We start from the raw sequence: 14,211 nt of genomic DNA, 5'->3' as shown, positions 1-14,211 counted from the left end.
GACGATGGCCGATTTCGGTGCGTCTTATGCGGAGATGGAGCAGGTGGCGGGTTCGCTGTCGCAGGCTCGTGATGACATTCAGGGTCAGCTGGACACGCTGAAGGGTCAGGTGGACACTCTTCTGGGTGATGACTTCAAGACGCAGCATGCGTCGGGGAAGTTCGGTGAGGGGTACACGGAGTTGACGACGGGTCTGAAGACGGCGGTCGATGGCATCAATGACATGTCGGAGTCGCTGCTGGGGATGATGCGGGCGATCCAGGATCTGGACCAGCAGCTCGCCGGCAGCTGACACACAGCGCCACCCGCTGATACGGTCTCGAGAAGGGGTCGACGGTTCGCCGTCGGCCCCTTCTTCGTGTCCCGGGTCCCGAGACCTGAGCCGATGGGCAGTTCTCCCCATCGGCTCATCGCGCACGCCCGGGGTAGGGTGAGTTCGGCGGAACCGGGGGGTGGCCATGTCAGATGTCGAGATCTTCTACGCGGAGTTGAACGATGCCGCGAGCGGGCTGACGAACGCGACCTCCGAGGTCCTGACACAAGCGGCGAATCTGCAGGGTGAGGAGACCGGCGTCGAGAACCCGGCGCACCGCTCAGCACTGCGGCTCGAGATGCACCGACGGCTGACCGCGCTGCACGACCGCGCGTACGATCGCATCGAATCGGCGGGATCTCTCGCTGCGGCGATCTCTGCCATTGCGAGCAAGTACTCCGACCTGGATGTCGAACTCACCGGCGGGAACCGACCATGAGCCTCACATCGCCCAATCGCGGGTATCCGCTCGAACGCCTCGAGGGCAGCAGCGGCTCGATGGCGTATTGGAGCACCCTGTTCACCCGCGTGGCCGAGCGGTTGGGCGACCTCCGCACGGCGGTGCACTCCGCCCAGGAGCTCCCCGGGGTCGGCCACGCTGTCACGGCAGTGCGTGCCGACGCCGACGGCATCGCGGCGTCGCTGCCCGGCGACATCGCCGAGGCGCAGCTCCTCGCCGGCGTCTTGCAGCGCTATGCCGACGCGTTCGACGCGCACGCCAAGGCGGCCAACGATCTGATCGACGACATCGAGACCGCGCACGCCGAGTGGTCCCGGCTCGACATCGCCGCTGACCGGGCCGGTCGCGCCGCCATGGCTGCCGCCTACGGTGACGATCAGTCCGAGATCGACAGTACGACCGACGCCGTGAACGAGGCGATCGGCGATCGTGATGCGGCCGAAGACGTCCTCGACGAGCTCTGGAGCCAGTACGAGCGGCTTTACGGCGACTGGGATGCCGCCTACGATGCGGCCCTCGCCGAACTCGCCGGAGGCACAGGTGTCGCTCTGACGAACGAGGCACGCGACCTGCTTGCCGACCTGCTCGCGGCCGCGGGGCCCGAAGAGGTCGCTCGACTCTGGGCGGAGAATCCCGAGCTGCAGCAGGAGCTCATCGACAACCACCCCGCCATCGTCGGCAACCTCGACGGGGTGCCCTGGGATGTGCGGGCGGCCGTCAACGCCGCGCGGCTGGATCAGTTGCTCGAGACCGAACCGGCGGGCCCGCACCGTGACGACCTCGAAGCGATCGCGCGGGCGCTCAACACCGGCGGCACTCCGGCTCCGAACCTCATCAGCTTCGACCCGGACGGCTCGGAGCAGGTGACCGCGGCGATCGCCTACGGAGACCTGTCGACGGCTTCCGAGATCAACACGCTCGTCCCCGGGATGAAGGGCAACGTGCATGACCTGCAGTCATGGGGAGAGTCGGCGAAGGCGCTGAACTCCTCCGTGGGTCCCGGATCGGCGACCGTCGTCTGGTTCGGCTACGACACACCGGAGCTCCTGGAGGAGCCTGCGATGGACCGAGCCGAGGACGGTGCGGCCTCGTTGCGCTCGTATCTGCTCGCCGTCCGCGCGCTCTCGCCCAGTGCCGATGTCAACGTGATCGCGCACTCGTACGGCAGTACGACGGCGGCGCTCGCGATCGGCTCGCAGCCGGATGGGCTCGGTGTCACATCGTTCATCGCGGTCGGCTCCGCCGGATTCCCCAACGACGCGGCCGTGGTGGAGAACCTGACGAACGGCGAGCCACCGCAGATCTACGCGACGATCTCGGAAGACGACGCCATCGCTCGTGTCGGTCGGGCCACGGCTCCCGGGCATCCGGTCAGCCCGGAGCGTCTGCCGGGGACGACCGTGTTCGACAGCGATGGCGGCGTGAGCGCATCGGGTGAGAGCCTCCCGTCCGCGACCGGACACGATGCTCTCGGACCCGGCGCATACCTCGAGCCGGGATCGGAGTCGTTCTACAACGTGTCGGAGATCATCCAGACCGGGGAGCCCGGTACTGTACGCGGAGGCGAGGGCAGTACGCAGGGCTTCTGGGATGCGGGCAACTGGTGGATCAGCGATGAGTATGCCCTCATCGACTTCTGAGCGAATGGAACGGCGAATGCGCGGGAGATGGCAGCGCGGGATGATGGCGGCAGCGGCCGTCGGATTGGTGATGACGATGACGAGCTGCGGAACCACGCCGGCGCCGGAAGGCGATGCACTGTATCGCGAGGGCGAGAAGAACTACATCGCCTACTCCACGGTCATGCACGATGTGATCATGGCGGTCCACGAGGGTGACTGGGCCGTGGATCAGGGCTCGTTCGGCGCCTCTCCGATTCCGTGCCGCATCGACGGCGACGTGGCGGGATACACGTTCTCCTGGGCGCGGGTGCTCGAGCCGACCGAGGAGATCGACGTGGACGCGGTGGTCGCCGCTGCGACGTCGGCTTTCGAGGATGCCGGAGTGGAGGCGAGCACGACACGATTCGGCGAGGGGGATCGGCAGGAGGTGAACGTCATCGGCACGGGCGGCGACGTGGGCCGCGGAGTCGTGACGATCCGTCCCGGTCGGAACCAGATCTCCGCGACGGCGACGCCGGGCTGTATCCGCGGCGATGCTGCAGCGCTCTCCGACATGGTCTTCGGCGGGGAGCTCGCCTATGACGGGGCTTCGCTGCGTTTCCCCGCGTTCGAGGGCCCCGACTGGCAGCCGCGGTTCTACTTCCCCGAAGAGGGGAGCCCGGTGTACTACAACGAAGACGGAACTCCCATCGAACCCCAGCCGACGACGACCGACTTCCCCATCGCGCCCTACGGCGACTGAGGGCAGTACTCGGGCGGCGCCTCAGTGCGTCGAGGTGTGCACGGCGGCCGCGTCGGCCAGGTGCCGGGCGTCGTGGTTCAGCACTTTGACGATGATGCCGTGCTTGCGCAGCTCGGCGACGGTGCGTGCGCCCTCGTCGGCGTCGAGGCCGAGCGCCTTGATGTTCACGACCACGACGACGTCGCCCGTGCGCAGCGTTGAGATGAGGCGGGCGAGGCGGTCGTTCCAGCTCTCCAGGATGTCGGGTGCCGGGTGGCGGAAACCCTCGATCGGCACGCCGAAGCGAGTGAGGTCCTCGCGCTGCTGGACGACCGACGGCATGCCCTCTCGCGACACGACGAGGCCTACCAGGCGCGAACCGTCGGGCCGTGCCGTCCAGAAATTGCGGTTCTGCTGCAGCTCGGTGAAGCACTTCGGGCACGCTGCGGCATCATGCGGCAGGTGCAGGGGGCTCGTGAGAGCCGCATCGACCGATGCCGTGGTCTTCGTGGGATCAATCGTCTCGCTCATCGCGCACCTCCGGCATCCATTCTGCCCTGTCGTCGTGCGTCGCGGTGACCGGATTCACAAGAGGCCGAGCGCCTGAACTGCCTCACGCTCCTCGACCAGCTCCGCGACGGAGACATCGATCCTGGCACGTGCCCAGTCCGTCGGTTCCAGCCCTTCGACGATCTGCCACTCGCCGTCGACAGAACGCACCGGGAACGACGAGATGAGGCCTTCGGGAACCCCGTATTCGCCGTGGGAGACGACGCCGGCCGAGGTCCAGTCGTCGGTGCCGCGCACCCAGTCGCGCACGTGGTCGATCGTCGCGCTCGCAGCCGACGCCACGGACGAGGACCCCCGCACCTGGATGATCTCGGCTCCGCGCTTGGCGACGCGAGGGATGAACGTCTCGTCGAGCCAGGTTGTCACGTCGCCCACGATCTGCTCGAGCGGCTCGAGCACGGGGCGCCCCCCGACCGTCGCATGCGAGATGTCGGGGAACTGCGTCGCCGAGTGGTTGCCCCAGATGGGAACCCGCCGAACCGTGTGCACCGGCACGCCGAGGGTCAGCGCGAGCTGGGCCCGCGCGCGGTTCTCGTCGAGGCGCGTCAGAGCCGTGAACCGCTCGGCGGGCACGCCGTCGGCGGAGGCTGCGGCGATCAGGGCGTTGGTGTTGGCGGGGTTGCCCACGACCGTGACCCGGACACCGGAGGCCGCGTTCGCGGCGATGGCTGCACCCTGGGGGCCGAAGATGCCGCCGTTGGCGGCGAGCAGATCGGCGCGCTCCATGCCGGGCCCGCGCGGACGTGCGCCGACGAGCAGCGCGAGGTCGGCGCCATCGAAGCCCACCGCCGCGTCATCCGTCACCTCGACGTGCTCGAGCAACCCGAACGCACCGTCCTGCAACTCCAGTGCTGCGCCCTCCGCCGCACCGAGTCCCTGCGGGATCTCCAGCAGTCGCAGCCGCACCTTCTCGTCCGGCCCGAGCAGGTCTCCGGCCGCGATGCGGAAGAGGAGTGCGTAGCCGATCTGTCCGCCCGCGCCGGTGATGGTGATCGTGGTCGTCATGCCCCGAGCCTACGTCCGTTCGACATGCTTCTGCTCGGAGTAATCTCGACGCATGACCTTCAATCCCGATGCCGACATCTCGGGCAACACCACGCGTCGACGCGGCCGCACAGCGGCCATCGCCGGCGGTTCCGGCGTGGGAGTGCTCGCGCTCATCGCGCTCATCGCCGGTCCTCTGCTCGGCATCGACCTCAGCGGGTTGGTCGGCGGCGGCGCTCCGAGCGGAGGCAGCGAGCCGGCCGGCGGATCGGCCATCGAGAACTGCGACACGGGGGCGGATGCCAACGCGAACGTCGACTGCCGCATGGCGGGTGCGCAGGTCGCCCTCGATGCGTTCTGGAGCGACAATGTCGAGGGCTACCGCGCGCCGGAGATGATCGTCGTCGACGGGGCGACCACGACGCAGTGCGGCACCGCCTCCAACGCCGTCGGGCCGTTCTACTGCCCACCGGAGGAGAAGGTGTACGTCGACCCCACGTTCTTCCAGCTCATGCAGCAGCAGTTCGGAGCTTCGGCCGGTGATCTCGCCCAGCTCTACATCGTGGGCCACGAGTGGGGGCACCACATCCAGAACATCACGGGCGACATGGACCGTTACCCGAACAACGGAACGGGCCCCGGCAGCAACGGAGTGCGCATCGAGCTGCAGGCCGACTGCTACGCCGGCGGGTGGCTCGGGCGGATGACGGAGCAGAAGGACGCCGAAGGCAATCCGTACCTGGAGAAGCCGACGGAGCAGCAGATCGAGGACGCGCTGAACGCGGCAGAGGCCGTGGGCGACGACCACATCCAGGAGCAGTCCGGCTTCTCGAATCCGGAGACCTGGACGCACGGCTCCAGCGAACAGAGGAAGCGATGGTTCGCCGAGGGCTACCAGAACGGTCTGGGTGTGTGCGCGCAGGTTCTGACCCTGCCCGCCGATCAGCTGGATCCGTGATATCGGACAGGTGCGAGAACGTCCGCTACCGTTGACGATGTAGTCAGCACGACCGGCCGGGGGACCGATGATGAAGAAGACGGATGCACTGTATCCACCGATAGAGCCGTACGAGACCGGGGAGCTGCTCGTCGGCGACGGCCACCGCGTCTACTGGGAGGTCAGCGGCAATCCTGACGGCAAGCCCGTGGTCTTCCTCCACGGCGGCCCCGGCAGCGGGACGTCCCCCTGGCAGCGGCGGTTCTTCGACCCGAAGCGCTACCGGATCGTGCTGTTCGACCAGCGCGGCTGCGGACGCAGCACCCCGCATGCGAGTGCTCCCGACGCCGACCTCCGCTACATCACGACGGCCCACCTGATCGCCGACATCGAGCTGCTGCGTAAGAACCTCGGCATCGAGAGGTGGCAGGTGTTCGGCGGATCGTGGGGAAGTGCGCTGGCCCTCGCCTACGCGCAGGCGCACCCCGAAGCCGTGACCGAGCTGGTGCTCCGGGGCATCTTCACGCTGCGTCGCGTCGAGCTCGAGTGGTTCTACGAGGGCGGAGCAGCGGCGCTCTTCCCCGATCTCTGGGAGCAGTTCATCGAGCCCATCCCGGTGCTGGAGCGCTCGCACATGATCGAGGCCTACCACCGCCGTCTGTTCGATCCCGATCCCGCTGTGCACGTCCCGGCAGCGATCGCCTGGTCGACCTGGGAAGCGGCGACCGTCACCCTGACGCCGAACGAGGCGCAGATCGAGGCGATGGCCGATCCCGACAAGGCCACGGCATTCGCCCGCATCGAGAACCACTTCTTCGTCCACCGGGGCTGGTGGGAAGAGGGCCAGTTGATCGCCGGAGTCGACGCCATCCGGCACATCCCGACGGTGATCGTGCAGGGGCGCCACGATGTCGCGACGCCGATGATGACCGCGTGGGATCTGCACCGTGCCTGGCCGGAGGCGGAGTTCGTCGTGGTCGACGACGCCGGCCACGCGGCCACGGAACCCGGCACGCAGAAGGCGCTCCGGGCGGCGACGGACCGATTCGCCCGCGCGGAGCGCTGACCGTCAGGCCCGCAGCGCCTTCATCAGGGTCTTCACGAGTCCGCTGATGCGGCCGTCCACCCGATAGCGGGTCAGCCCTTCGCTCACTGCGGCGCCGGTCCGCGAGGAGACGAACCACGGCGGCTTCGGCAGGATGGTGAGGCGTCCGCCCCCGTTCGCGATCGGGAGCGACCGCGGGAACGGGCGGAAGGGGCCACGCAGCACGGAGCGCTCGACCCCGTCGAGCAGGAGGGCGTTGTGCACGACGCCGATGCCGCTCCCGACGCCGTCGATCGTGCCGCCGGGGAACGCGCCCCAGGTGAGGGTAGGGGTGATGAACCCGAATGCGGTCCAGCCGTTGATCGCGATGGAGCCGTAGTGGAGCGCGGCGATGGCCCGTTCGAAGCCGGTGCCGAGCGACTTCTCGGTCGCGGGGTCGATCAGCAGGTTCGCGCCGAGGGTCCCCTGCAGTCTGTCGTTCGCGTGGGCGACAGCGGCGTCGAGGAATTCCTGACCCGTGCCAGGCACGGTGACGACGCCCAGCACCGGTGCGAAGTACTCGGTGTTCTCCAGGGCGGTCGGGTCGTCGTCTGCATCGATCTCGACGAGCAGTCGGTCGCCGAGCACGAGAGCATCGGGGTAGGCGTCGGTCGCGAGCTCCATCCGCGAGGGTGATCCCGGGTACCAGATCGGGCGCTCGGGGGCGTTCGCGTACGCACGTCGCAGGGCTGCGCGGAAGGCGTCGGCCTGGTCCCAGTCGGACGACATGATCACGACCTGGCCCGCGATGCAGTTGTGACCGCAGTTCTGCAGGCGCATCGTCACGATGTGCTCGGCCTGGTAGGTGAGGTCGGCGTCGGTCCACGCGCCAGGCACCACGATGATCGGCGAGACGCCGCCCAGCTCTGCCGTGATCGGCTTCTTCAGCAGCGGACGGTTCTCACGCCGGCGTCGCTTCGTCGCCGATGCGCCGTCACCCTTCGACGGGCCCCAGACGATGGTGTCGAACGTCGCCGCCGAGCCGGTGATGTGCACGTGTACGAGGCCTGGATGACCGGTGAGATACGAGCCGGTGGCGGGCCCGCCGCGGACGATGCGCAGGAAGCCGGGCTCGATGAGGGGCGCGAGCGCACGCTTGTACACGGGCACCAGCGCATCCTGCGTGGGATTCACCTTGAGCAGTGCCGTGCGGTTGTGGGCGAGCAGTTCGTAGAGCACGTCGAGCACCGGGATCGAGGTCACGTTCCCCGCGCCGAGCACGAGGCCGACGCCGCCCGACTCGGTGGGCGTGCGCTGCGCGAGACCGGCTGATGCGCGTGCCGCTCCCGGGGTGATCCCCGGTTCCAGCCAGACCTCGCCCGTGAATCCGGACAGTAGGAACCTGTCGATGCCGGTGAGGGGGAAGGCGTGTACGCGGGTGCGTCCGCCCGGTGCGCGATCGATGGAGATCCCGTCGAGGGGGTTGGCGCCGTTCGCGAGGCGGGAGAGCGTCTCGATGTAGGCGTCGAGAGCGCCGAGCACACTGTAGGGACCGCTCAGCCACTCCTCGCCGCGGAGGGGATGGCGCGCGTCCAGGCCCTTCGAGGACGCGGCCGTATTCGCCCAGTCCTCCGCCGCCGAGGCCACGCTCGTCCGAACCGCCCGCAGCAGCGTCACCCGCTGGGCGACCGTGAGCGCCGACCACGTGCGCGCTCCGACCTGGAGGGCGTCGACAGCGGTGTCGAGCCGCTCCCGTTCGCCTTCGCCCAGCCCCGGCGCTTCGTTCTTCGGCGCACCCTTCGGCGCACCCTTCGACGTGGCAGCGGCGGCCGCTGGGGAGGTGGCGGTTGTGCTCGCAGAAGTCATCGACGTCTCCTTCGGACGGGATCCCAGCTTAGGCGTCGGAGGTCTCGAGGGCATCGATGTCCGCGCGGCGCAGTCGGTAGCGGCGGAGCGTCACCAGGCTGCCGGCCATCAACACGGCGGGCAGGATGCTGAAGCTGAGGACGATGCCCGTCACCGCGGCCGCCGGTTGCTCGACGGTGGTGCCGGCGACGGTCGAGACGTAGCCGGTCGCTGCAAGGGTCAGGGACACCGCCGTCGCGCCCAGGGCGAACCCCACCGTCTCCCCGGCGGTCCAGATGCCGGTGAACGTGCCGGCCTGCCCTGCCCCGCTCGTACGCTCGTCGTGCGAGATCACATCGGGAAGCATCGCCATCGGCAGCGACTGCAGCCCCGCGTACGCGATGCCGGCGACGGCGACCGAGGCGTAGATCCAGAGGCCGGGCGACCACACGGCCACGACGAGCGATGCGGCAGCAGCCGTGAACAGCGCGCTGGCCATCGCGAAGGCCCGCTCCTTGCCCACGCGTCGGGCGATGACCGTCCACCCCGGGGTCGCGAGCAGCGCCGGGCCCACGAGCGCGACGAACACGAACGTCACCGCATCCTCCGAGCGCAGCACCCACGTGGCGACGTACTGCGCGCCGGCGAGCATCGTCCCGGTCGCGAGGGCCTGCAGGACGAAGGTGCCCAGCAGCGCGCGGAAGGGCTGGCTGCGTCCGAGTGCCCGGAAGCCCGACATGTACTGATCACGCCATGTGGATGCGGCGACGGCCGCGCCGGGCGTGACCGCGCCGCGTTCGGCGGCGACGCCCGCTGTGCGGGAGGCGATGAGCATCCCGATGCCGATCACGAGCCCGGAGGCGATGCCCATCAGGAGGTAGCCCATGACGGGGTCGTCACCGGCGTTGCGCAACGCCGGGCCGCCGGCGCCGAACAGCAGGATGGCCGCCGTGAGCACGACCACGCGCCACCCGAGCAGACGTGTGCGCTCGTCGTAATCGCCGGTCAGTTCAGCCGGCAGAGCGACGTACGGCACCTGGAAGAGGCTGAAGGCCGTCGCGGTCGCGAGGAAGGCCGGCAGTACGCTGATCGCTCCGGCGGTCGGACCCCACGACGGCGGTACCGCGAACGTGAGGGCGAAGAAGACGGGGAGTGCGAGCGCGCCGGTGACCATGAAACCGCGACGCGATCCGGTGCGGGCGAGCTGACGGTCGGATGCGGCGCCGATCAGCGGATCGATCAGCACATCCCAGATCTTCGCGGCCGTCACGATCATCCCCGCAGCGAGCGCGGCGACGCCGAGGTTGTCCGTGAGGAAGTAGGTCAGCACCAGCCCGGGCAACGTGGCATAGCCGCCGGTGCCGAGCGAGCCGATCGCGTACAGCACGATCGTGCGGGGAGACAGGCGGACTGATGCTCGTTCGGGCCGAGCCTCGGTGCTCATCGCGCCAGTGTAGCGGCGCGATGCGCCCGGATCAGATCAGCGAGAGCTCGCGCAGCTTCGACTCGACGTCGGCGTTCGACGGCTCCACGTGGTGCGAGGCATCGGGGTACACGACGACGGGGATGTTGGTACGGCCCGAGATCTCCTTCGCGACGTCTGCGGCCGCGGGCTCGGCGACGAGGTCGACGTACGTGTACTCCACCCCGAGCGCGTCGAGCTGCTTCTTGGTGCGGATGCAGTCGCGGCACCAGTCGGCGCCGAACATCGTGATGGTGTCGGAGGCAGGAGAAGTCATGCACCCAGCCTACGGCCGCCCGGAGGGGCTGGCGCTGAGTGGCGGCTGGGCGTTCATCGACCGGTGTCCGCTTCGTCGGGCAGTCTCTCCACCGGCACCACCACGACGTCCTGCATCTTCCAGTCGATGTCGGTGATCCCCTCGGCGACCGCGGTCAGATCATGCAGCGCGACCTTGCGTCGGTGCGGCACGACGAAGGCCTCGATGTGGAAGACCTGACCCTGATCGCGCATGCGCACCCCTGCCTCGGCGATCCACGGGCGACTGCGCAGATACGACACGATGTCGGCGGCGAGGGGATGCGGGTGCTTGCTGTCGTAGGTGCGCGCGCGCTGATCCATCAGATCGACCACGGCCGTCCTCGTGTTGCGGAAGCCGTCCCAGATGATCCCGAGCGAGATGAAGAGCGCCGCCACGCCGTCCAGCCACCAGAGCCCGACACCCACGCCGAGCACCCCGACGATCGATGCCACCGTGGTCTGCCAGTCGGCCTTCGCCATGTCGGCGTCGGCGAAGAGGAGTTTGTTGTGCAGCACGGGGGCGAGCTTCGACTTGGCCGGGCCGTACATGAACACGGGGCCGATGATGACGACGACCATCACGGCGACCATGAGCCAACCCAGCCAGACGGTCTGCCCGAACAACTGCACCGTGCCGATCGTCGGGTGCTCGGCGGCGACCAGTCCGGTGATGGCCTCGACGGCGAGGTTCAGACCGACGGCCAGGAGCGCGACACCCGCGACGAGGTGGCCGACGCCCATGGCGCGATGCAGGCCGTACGGGTGTTTCCCTGTCGGTCGACGCCGCACGAGGAGCAGAGCCGTGAGGAACGCGATCTGCGGGATCAGCGACAGCATGTCCTCGATCCACGCGGTCCGCATCGCCTGCGACTCCCCGACCACGAGAGCGATGACGGCGATCGTGATCGACGTGTAGACGATCGTGAAGATCTCCCACTTCACCGCGCTGCGGAGCGCGCGCTGCTGCTTCGGCGGCAGGGTGGTGCGCCCGAACTGCCCGGTCTCGGTCATCCGCCGACCTCCTCGTCGAGGAAGGTCTCGAGCTTCGTCAGGAACGCGTTCTCGCCGAGCGGGACGAGCATGACGATCTCGCGACCGTTCGCCCCCTGGATCTGCGTGTATCCACGGCTCACGCCGGCCTTGTCCACCCACGGGGTGTCTGAGGTGATACCTCCGGCGATGAGGTCGAGCTCGCCGTCCTCGAGCATCGACACCAGCGTCTCCTCCGAGGCGACCGTCCAGTCGGTCTCTGCGTCGATGCTCGAGGCGAACTCATCCACCAGGTCGACGATGCTCCCGCTCGGCGCACCCCCGTCGACATGGACGAGGTCGCCGTCCGGCGCGGTTCCGACGCGCAGTTCGCCGCCCGACACGGTGCTCAGCGTTCCGTCCGGGTCGGCGGGCACGGTGACGCCGCAGCCGCTGAGCGAGGTCGCCAGGAGCAGGGCGCCGAGGATCGAGGCCGCCCGCGGCTGGAAGCGTTCGCGGCGTGACGATGGTCTGTTCACGCCAGCAGGATGCTCCCGCTGAGCGCCACGGCACAGGTGGTTGACGAGGTGAGGGAGAGCGCGCTAGCGCCGAGACGGAGCGCCGCATCGGATCCATCTCTTGTAAGTAAGGGTGCCCTTACTTACACTGGGGGCATGGGCGCATGCGAACACCTGGAAGACCCCGACTGGGACGACATCGAGGGTGCCGTGCTCATCGCCGGCGATGCGGCCGATGCCGGGTTCATCGCACGCATCGCCGCGCGGCTGCCGTGGGACGCCCAGGGGGTCGTCATCCTCGAGGCGGCGGCGCGTATCCAGTTCCGACACATCGACGTCCCTGACGGGGTGTCGGTGCGGTGGCTGGTTCGCGGAGACGGTACCAGGGCCCACACGCGAGGAGAGAGGCTTGCGAACGCGGTGCATGCCTGGTGTGTCGAATGGGCCTGCAGCGAGCCGCCTTCGCAGTGGACGGTCTGGCTCGGGCCGCACACGCCACCGCACGTGGCCCGCATGGCGCGGAGCCTCCTCGGCGTCGCCAATTGAGCTGCGCGAGGGCCAATTGAGCTGCGCGAGGGCCGACAGAGCCGCGCGAAGGCAGACCAGGCGGATCGTCCGGGTGACCCCGGTGACCGCTCAGGCGCTCAGCGCACCGAGGCGACGGCGGGAGCGTTCGCCCCGGCGGTGATCGCGTCGAGGGCGCGGCGCAGCGACGAACTCGACGTGTGCGCCGTGTACGGGAAGTACACGACCTCGACCCCGACCTCGGCGAACTCGCGCTCCAAGCGCAGGCCCTTGTCGGTGCCGCGCCAGTCGTCGCCCTTGAAGAAGTGCGTGAACTGCACGTCGCGCCACGAGTCCATCTTCGAAGGCGTCGTCTCGACGTAGACGTCGTCGACGAACGAGATGTGCTTCACGATCTCCGCACGCTCCGCGGTCGGGATGACGGGCTCGATGCCCTTCACCTGACGCAGCATCTCGTCGCTGACGACACCGGCGATCAGAATGTCGCAGTGCTGCTTGGCGTGACGAAGTAGATTCAGATGCCCGACGTGAAACAGGTCGAAAGCACCAACGGCATAGCCGATACGCGTCCCCATGATCTCCCCAGATCAGTAATTCCCCAGTAAGCGGATCCCCATCCGCTCCGCGACTCCCACAGCCGCGGTTCGAGAGTCTAGCAGGTTCGGGTTTCCTTCCGCATAGGAACCCGTGGAACGATGGAGGCCGCACGCGATGCGCGTGAGGGACAGGGGGCGGACGTGGGGGCACGGGTCACGGTCATCGTGCCGACGTTCAACGAGCGCGACAACGTCGCCGAGCTCGTGGCGCGCACGGCCGCAGCGCTCGACGGGTGGGACGCGGAGATCCTGTTCGTCGACGACAGCACGGACGATACGGCAGTCGAGATCGCCAGGGTCGCGGCGGACGCGCCGATCCCCGTGCGCGTGCTCCACCGCTCCGAGAACACCGGGGGTCTGGGCGGCGCGGTCGTCGTCGGGCTCGGGGCTGCCGCGGCCGACGTCTGCATCGTGATGGACGGCGATCTCCAGCATCCGCCCGAGCTCCTCCCCGCCCTCCTCGCCCGGTATGCGCAGGGGGACGCCGATGTCGTCGCCGCGTCGCGCTACGTCGGCGGAGGGGATACGAGCGGTCTCGGCACGGCGGTGCGCTTCGGCGTCTCCCGCGTGGCGACCTGGCTCACCAGGGCCATGTTCCCGATCCGCCTGGCCCACAGCACCGACCCGATGACCGGTTTCTTCCTCGTCGACCGCGCGCGTCTCGACCTCTCCACGCTCCAGCCTCGCGGTTTCAAGATCCTCTTGGAGATCCTGGCCCGCAACGACATGCGCATCGCCGAGGTGCCGATGGAGTTCGCCGAGCGTCGCCACGGCACCTCGAAGGCGAGCCTGCGTCAGGGGACGATGTTCCTCGAGCACCTCGCGCGACTGCGCTTCGGCAAGATGTCGCTGTTCGCACTGATCGGCGTGATCGGAGCAGCAGCGAACCTCGGCATCATGTGGGTGCTGACGGCCGCGGGCGTGCCGTACATCTGGGCGGCGATCATCGGAGCCGAGGTCACGATCATCGGCAACTTCCTGCTGCAGGAGCGGTTCGTGTTCGCCGACATGCGCACGGATGCCCGCGGTCTCGGTATCCGCTTCGCCAGCTCCTTCGCCTTCAACAACGTCGAGGCGGCTCTGCGCATCCCGGTGATGGCGCTGATGGTCGAGTCGTGGCACATCTCGAGCGTCGTCGCGACAGGCCTCTCGCTCATCGTGGCGTTCTTCGCCCGGTTCCTGTTCCACTCGCTCGTCGTGTACGCGCCGAAGCGTCGGAGCAAGGACCATGCGGTCGGCGCCGAGCCACCCACCGACACCGCGGCGCAACGCGTGATCAGGGCGATCGACGCCGAGGTGATGAAGCCCGGCGAGCTCTAGCGCCGGAGCGTGAAGGCGGGGCTCGAAGGCAGAGCGAAGCGATCTCCG

The 14,211-nt window shown here is 68.7% G+C and carries 16 protein-coding genes; 8 read left to right on the top strand and 8 right to left on the bottom strand.

Features of this window, described 5'->3' with window-relative positions; genetic code table 11:
* The first annotated feature begins 4 nt into the window (after positions 1 to 4).
* The 4 genes from AAY78_RS01845 (at position 5) to AAY78_RS01830 (ending at position 3,137) form a co-directional block, all read left to right on the top strand.
* Positions 5 to 292, top strand: coding sequence for a WXG100 family type VII secretion target (locus AAY78_RS01845; RefSeq protein ID WP_052748607.1), 288 nt, complete (start codon positions 5 to 7; stop codon positions 290 to 292).
* A gap of 166 nt (positions 293 to 458) precedes the next feature.
* Positions 459 to 752, top strand: a complete 294-nt coding sequence (locus AAY78_RS01840; protein ID WP_046746664.1) for a hypothetical protein — start codon at positions 459 to 461, stop codon at positions 750 to 752.
* Complete coding sequence (locus AAY78_RS01835; protein ID WP_046746663.1) at positions 749 to 2,413, top strand: alpha/beta hydrolase; 1,665 nt, start codon at positions 749 to 751, stop codon at positions 2,411 to 2,413. The genes AAY78_RS01840 and AAY78_RS01835 overlap by 4 nt, the downstream gene beginning before the upstream one ends.
* A gap of 16 nt (positions 2,414 to 2,429) precedes the next feature.
* On the top strand, positions 2,430 to 3,137 hold the full coding sequence (locus tag AAY78_RS01830; RefSeq protein ID WP_127011746.1) for a hypothetical protein: 708 nt from the start codon (positions 2,430 to 2,432) through the stop codon (positions 3,135 to 3,137).
* Between the two features lie 21 nt (positions 3,138 to 3,158).
* Here the strand turns inward: AAY78_RS01830 and AAY78_RS01825 are convergent, their stop codons facing one another.
* Complete coding sequence (locus tag AAY78_RS01825) at positions 3,159 to 3,647, bottom strand: dehydrogenase (protein WP_052748606.1); 489 nt, start codon at positions 3,645 to 3,647, stop codon at positions 3,159 to 3,161.
* Between the two features lie 54 nt (positions 3,648 to 3,701).
* A complete protein-coding gene (locus tag AAY78_RS01820) occupies positions 3,702 to 4,691 on the bottom strand; it encodes a malate dehydrogenase (RefSeq protein WP_046746661.1) in 990 nt (329 codons plus the stop codon).
* A 52-nt stretch (positions 4,692 to 4,743) separates the two neighbouring features.
* Here AAY78_RS01820 and ypfJ point away from each other — a divergent pair, with 52 nt between their 5' ends.
* Both ypfJ and pip read left to right on the top strand, forming a co-directional pair.
* Entirely contained in the window at positions 4,744 to 5,628 is an 885-nt protein-coding gene (ypfJ, locus tag AAY78_RS01815) for a KPN_02809 family neutral zinc metallopeptidase (protein WP_046746660.1), read from the top strand.
* A 67-nt stretch (positions 5,629 to 5,695) separates the two neighbouring features.
* Complete coding sequence (pip, locus tag AAY78_RS01810; protein ID WP_046746659.1) at positions 5,696 to 6,673, top strand: prolyl aminopeptidase; 978 nt, start codon at positions 5,696 to 5,698, stop codon at positions 6,671 to 6,673.
* 3 nt (positions 6,674 to 6,676) lie between these two features.
* Here the strand turns inward: pip and AAY78_RS01805 are convergent, their stop codons facing one another.
* From AAY78_RS01805 to AAY78_RS01785, 5 genes are read right to left on the bottom strand one after another with little or no spacing between them, the layout of a single operon-like run.
* Positions 6,677 to 8,497, bottom strand: a complete 1,821-nt coding sequence (locus AAY78_RS01805; RefSeq protein ID WP_197077661.1) for an aldehyde dehydrogenase family protein — start codon at positions 8,495 to 8,497, stop codon at positions 6,677 to 6,679.
* Between the two features lie 28 nt (positions 8,498 to 8,525).
* Entirely contained in the window at positions 8,526 to 9,920 is a 1,395-nt protein-coding gene (locus tag AAY78_RS01800) for an MFS transporter (RefSeq protein WP_046746658.1), read from the bottom strand.
* Positions 9,921 to 9,951: 31 nt separating this feature from the next.
* Positions 9,952 to 10,215, bottom strand: coding sequence for a glutaredoxin family protein (locus tag AAY78_RS01795; protein WP_017831447.1), 264 nt, complete (start codon positions 10,213 to 10,215; stop codon positions 9,952 to 9,954).
* A gap of 53 nt (positions 10,216 to 10,268) precedes the next feature.
* Positions 10,269 to 11,246 carry a cation transporter gene (locus AAY78_RS01790; protein WP_046746657.1) on the bottom strand — a complete coding sequence of 326 codons (978 nt, stop codon included), beginning with the start codon at positions 11,244 to 11,246 and terminating at the stop codon, positions 10,269 to 10,271.
* Positions 11,243 to 11,743 carry a hypothetical protein gene (locus AAY78_RS01785; protein WP_231589635.1) on the bottom strand — a complete coding sequence of 167 codons (501 nt, stop codon included), beginning with the start codon at positions 11,741 to 11,743 and terminating at the stop codon, positions 11,243 to 11,245. The genes AAY78_RS01790 and AAY78_RS01785 overlap by 4 nt, the downstream gene beginning before the upstream one ends.
* A gap of 135 nt (positions 11,744 to 11,878) precedes the next feature.
* Here AAY78_RS01785 and AAY78_RS01780 point away from each other — a divergent pair, with 135 nt between their 5' ends.
* Complete coding sequence (locus AAY78_RS01780; protein ID WP_046746656.1) at positions 11,879 to 12,268, top strand: SIP domain-containing protein; 390 nt, start codon at positions 11,879 to 11,881, stop codon at positions 12,266 to 12,268.
* 98 nt (positions 12,269 to 12,366) lie between these two features.
* Here the strand turns inward: AAY78_RS01780 and AAY78_RS01775 are convergent, their stop codons facing one another.
* Positions 12,367 to 12,822 (bottom strand): adenylyltransferase/cytidyltransferase family protein, encoded by a 456-nt coding sequence (locus tag AAY78_RS01775; protein WP_046746655.1) that lies wholly within the window; start codon positions 12,820 to 12,822, stop codon positions 12,367 to 12,369.
* A gap of 120 nt (positions 12,823 to 12,942) precedes the next feature.
* Here AAY78_RS01775 and AAY78_RS01770 point away from each other — a divergent pair, with 120 nt between their 5' ends.
* Positions 12,943 to 14,163, top strand: a complete 1,221-nt coding sequence (locus tag AAY78_RS01770) for a glycosyltransferase (protein WP_046746654.1) — start codon at positions 12,943 to 12,945, stop codon at positions 14,161 to 14,163.
* Positions 14,164 to 14,211 lie beyond the last annotated feature (48 nt).

The sequence above is a fragment of the Microbacterium sp. Ag1 genome, assembly GCF_001005635.1.
GTDB lineage: Bacteria > Actinomycetota > Actinomycetes > Actinomycetales > Microbacteriaceae > Microbacterium > Microbacterium oxydans.
The sequence above is the reverse complement of the archived record's forward strand: the minus strand, read 5'-3'. Positions and strand labels throughout refer to the sequence as shown.

What these genes read in the sequence shown, in the direction of transcription:
- AAY78_RS01845 (WP_052748607.1), top strand. Translation starts at nt 5, where the DNA reads ATGGCCGATTTCGGTGCGTCTTATGCGGAGATGGAGCAGGTGGCGGGT.
- AAY78_RS01840 (WP_046746664.1), top strand. Translation starts at nt 459, where the DNA reads ATGTCAGATGTCGAGATCTTCTACGCGGAGTTGAACGATGCCGCGAGC.
- AAY78_RS01795 (WP_017831447.1), bottom strand. Translation starts at nt 10,215, where the DNA reads ATGACTTCTCCTGCCTCCGACACCATCACGATGTTCGGCGCCGACTGG.
- AAY78_RS01770 (WP_046746654.1), top strand. Translation starts at nt 12,943, where the DNA reads ATGGAGGCCGCACGCGATGCGCGTGAGGGACAGGGGGCGGACGTGGGG.
- ypfJ (WP_046746660.1), top strand. Translation starts at nt 4,744, where the DNA reads ATGACCTTCAATCCCGATGCCGACATCTCGGGCAACACCACGCGTCGA.
- AAY78_RS01825 (WP_052748606.1), bottom strand. Translation starts at nt 3,647, where the DNA reads ATGAGCGAGACGATTGATCCCACGAAGACCACGGCATCGGTCGATGCG.
- AAY78_RS01830 (WP_127011746.1), top strand. Translation starts at nt 2,430, where the DNA reads ATGCGCGGGAGATGGCAGCGCGGGATGATGGCGGCAGCGGCCGTCGGA.
- AAY78_RS01835 (WP_046746663.1), top strand. Translation starts at nt 749, where the DNA reads ATGAGCCTCACATCGCCCAATCGCGGGTATCCGCTCGAACGCCTCGAG.
- AAY78_RS01820 (WP_046746661.1), bottom strand. Translation starts at nt 4,691, where the DNA reads ATGACGACCACGATCACCATCACCGGCGCGGGCGGACAGATCGGCTAC.
- AAY78_RS01780 (WP_046746656.1), top strand. Translation starts at nt 11,879, where the DNA reads ATGGGCGCATGCGAACACCTGGAAGACCCCGACTGGGACGACATCGAG.
- pip (WP_046746659.1), top strand. Translation starts at nt 5,696, where the DNA reads ATGATGAAGAAGACGGATGCACTGTATCCACCGATAGAGCCGTACGAG.
- AAY78_RS01790 (WP_046746657.1), bottom strand. Translation starts at nt 11,246, where the DNA reads ATGACCGAGACCGGGCAGTTCGGGCGCACCACCCTGCCGCCGAAGCAG.
- AAY78_RS01805 (WP_197077661.1), bottom strand. Translation starts at nt 8,497, where the DNA reads ATGACTTCTGCGAGCACAACCGCCACCTCCCCAGCGGCCGCCGCTGCC.
- AAY78_RS01775 (WP_046746655.1), bottom strand. Translation starts at nt 12,822, where the DNA reads ATGGGGACGCGTATCGGCTATGCCGTTGGTGCTTTCGACCTGTTTCAC.
- AAY78_RS01800 (WP_046746658.1), bottom strand. Translation starts at nt 9,920, where the DNA reads ATGAGCACCGAGGCTCGGCCCGAACGAGCATCAGTCCGCCTGTCTCCC.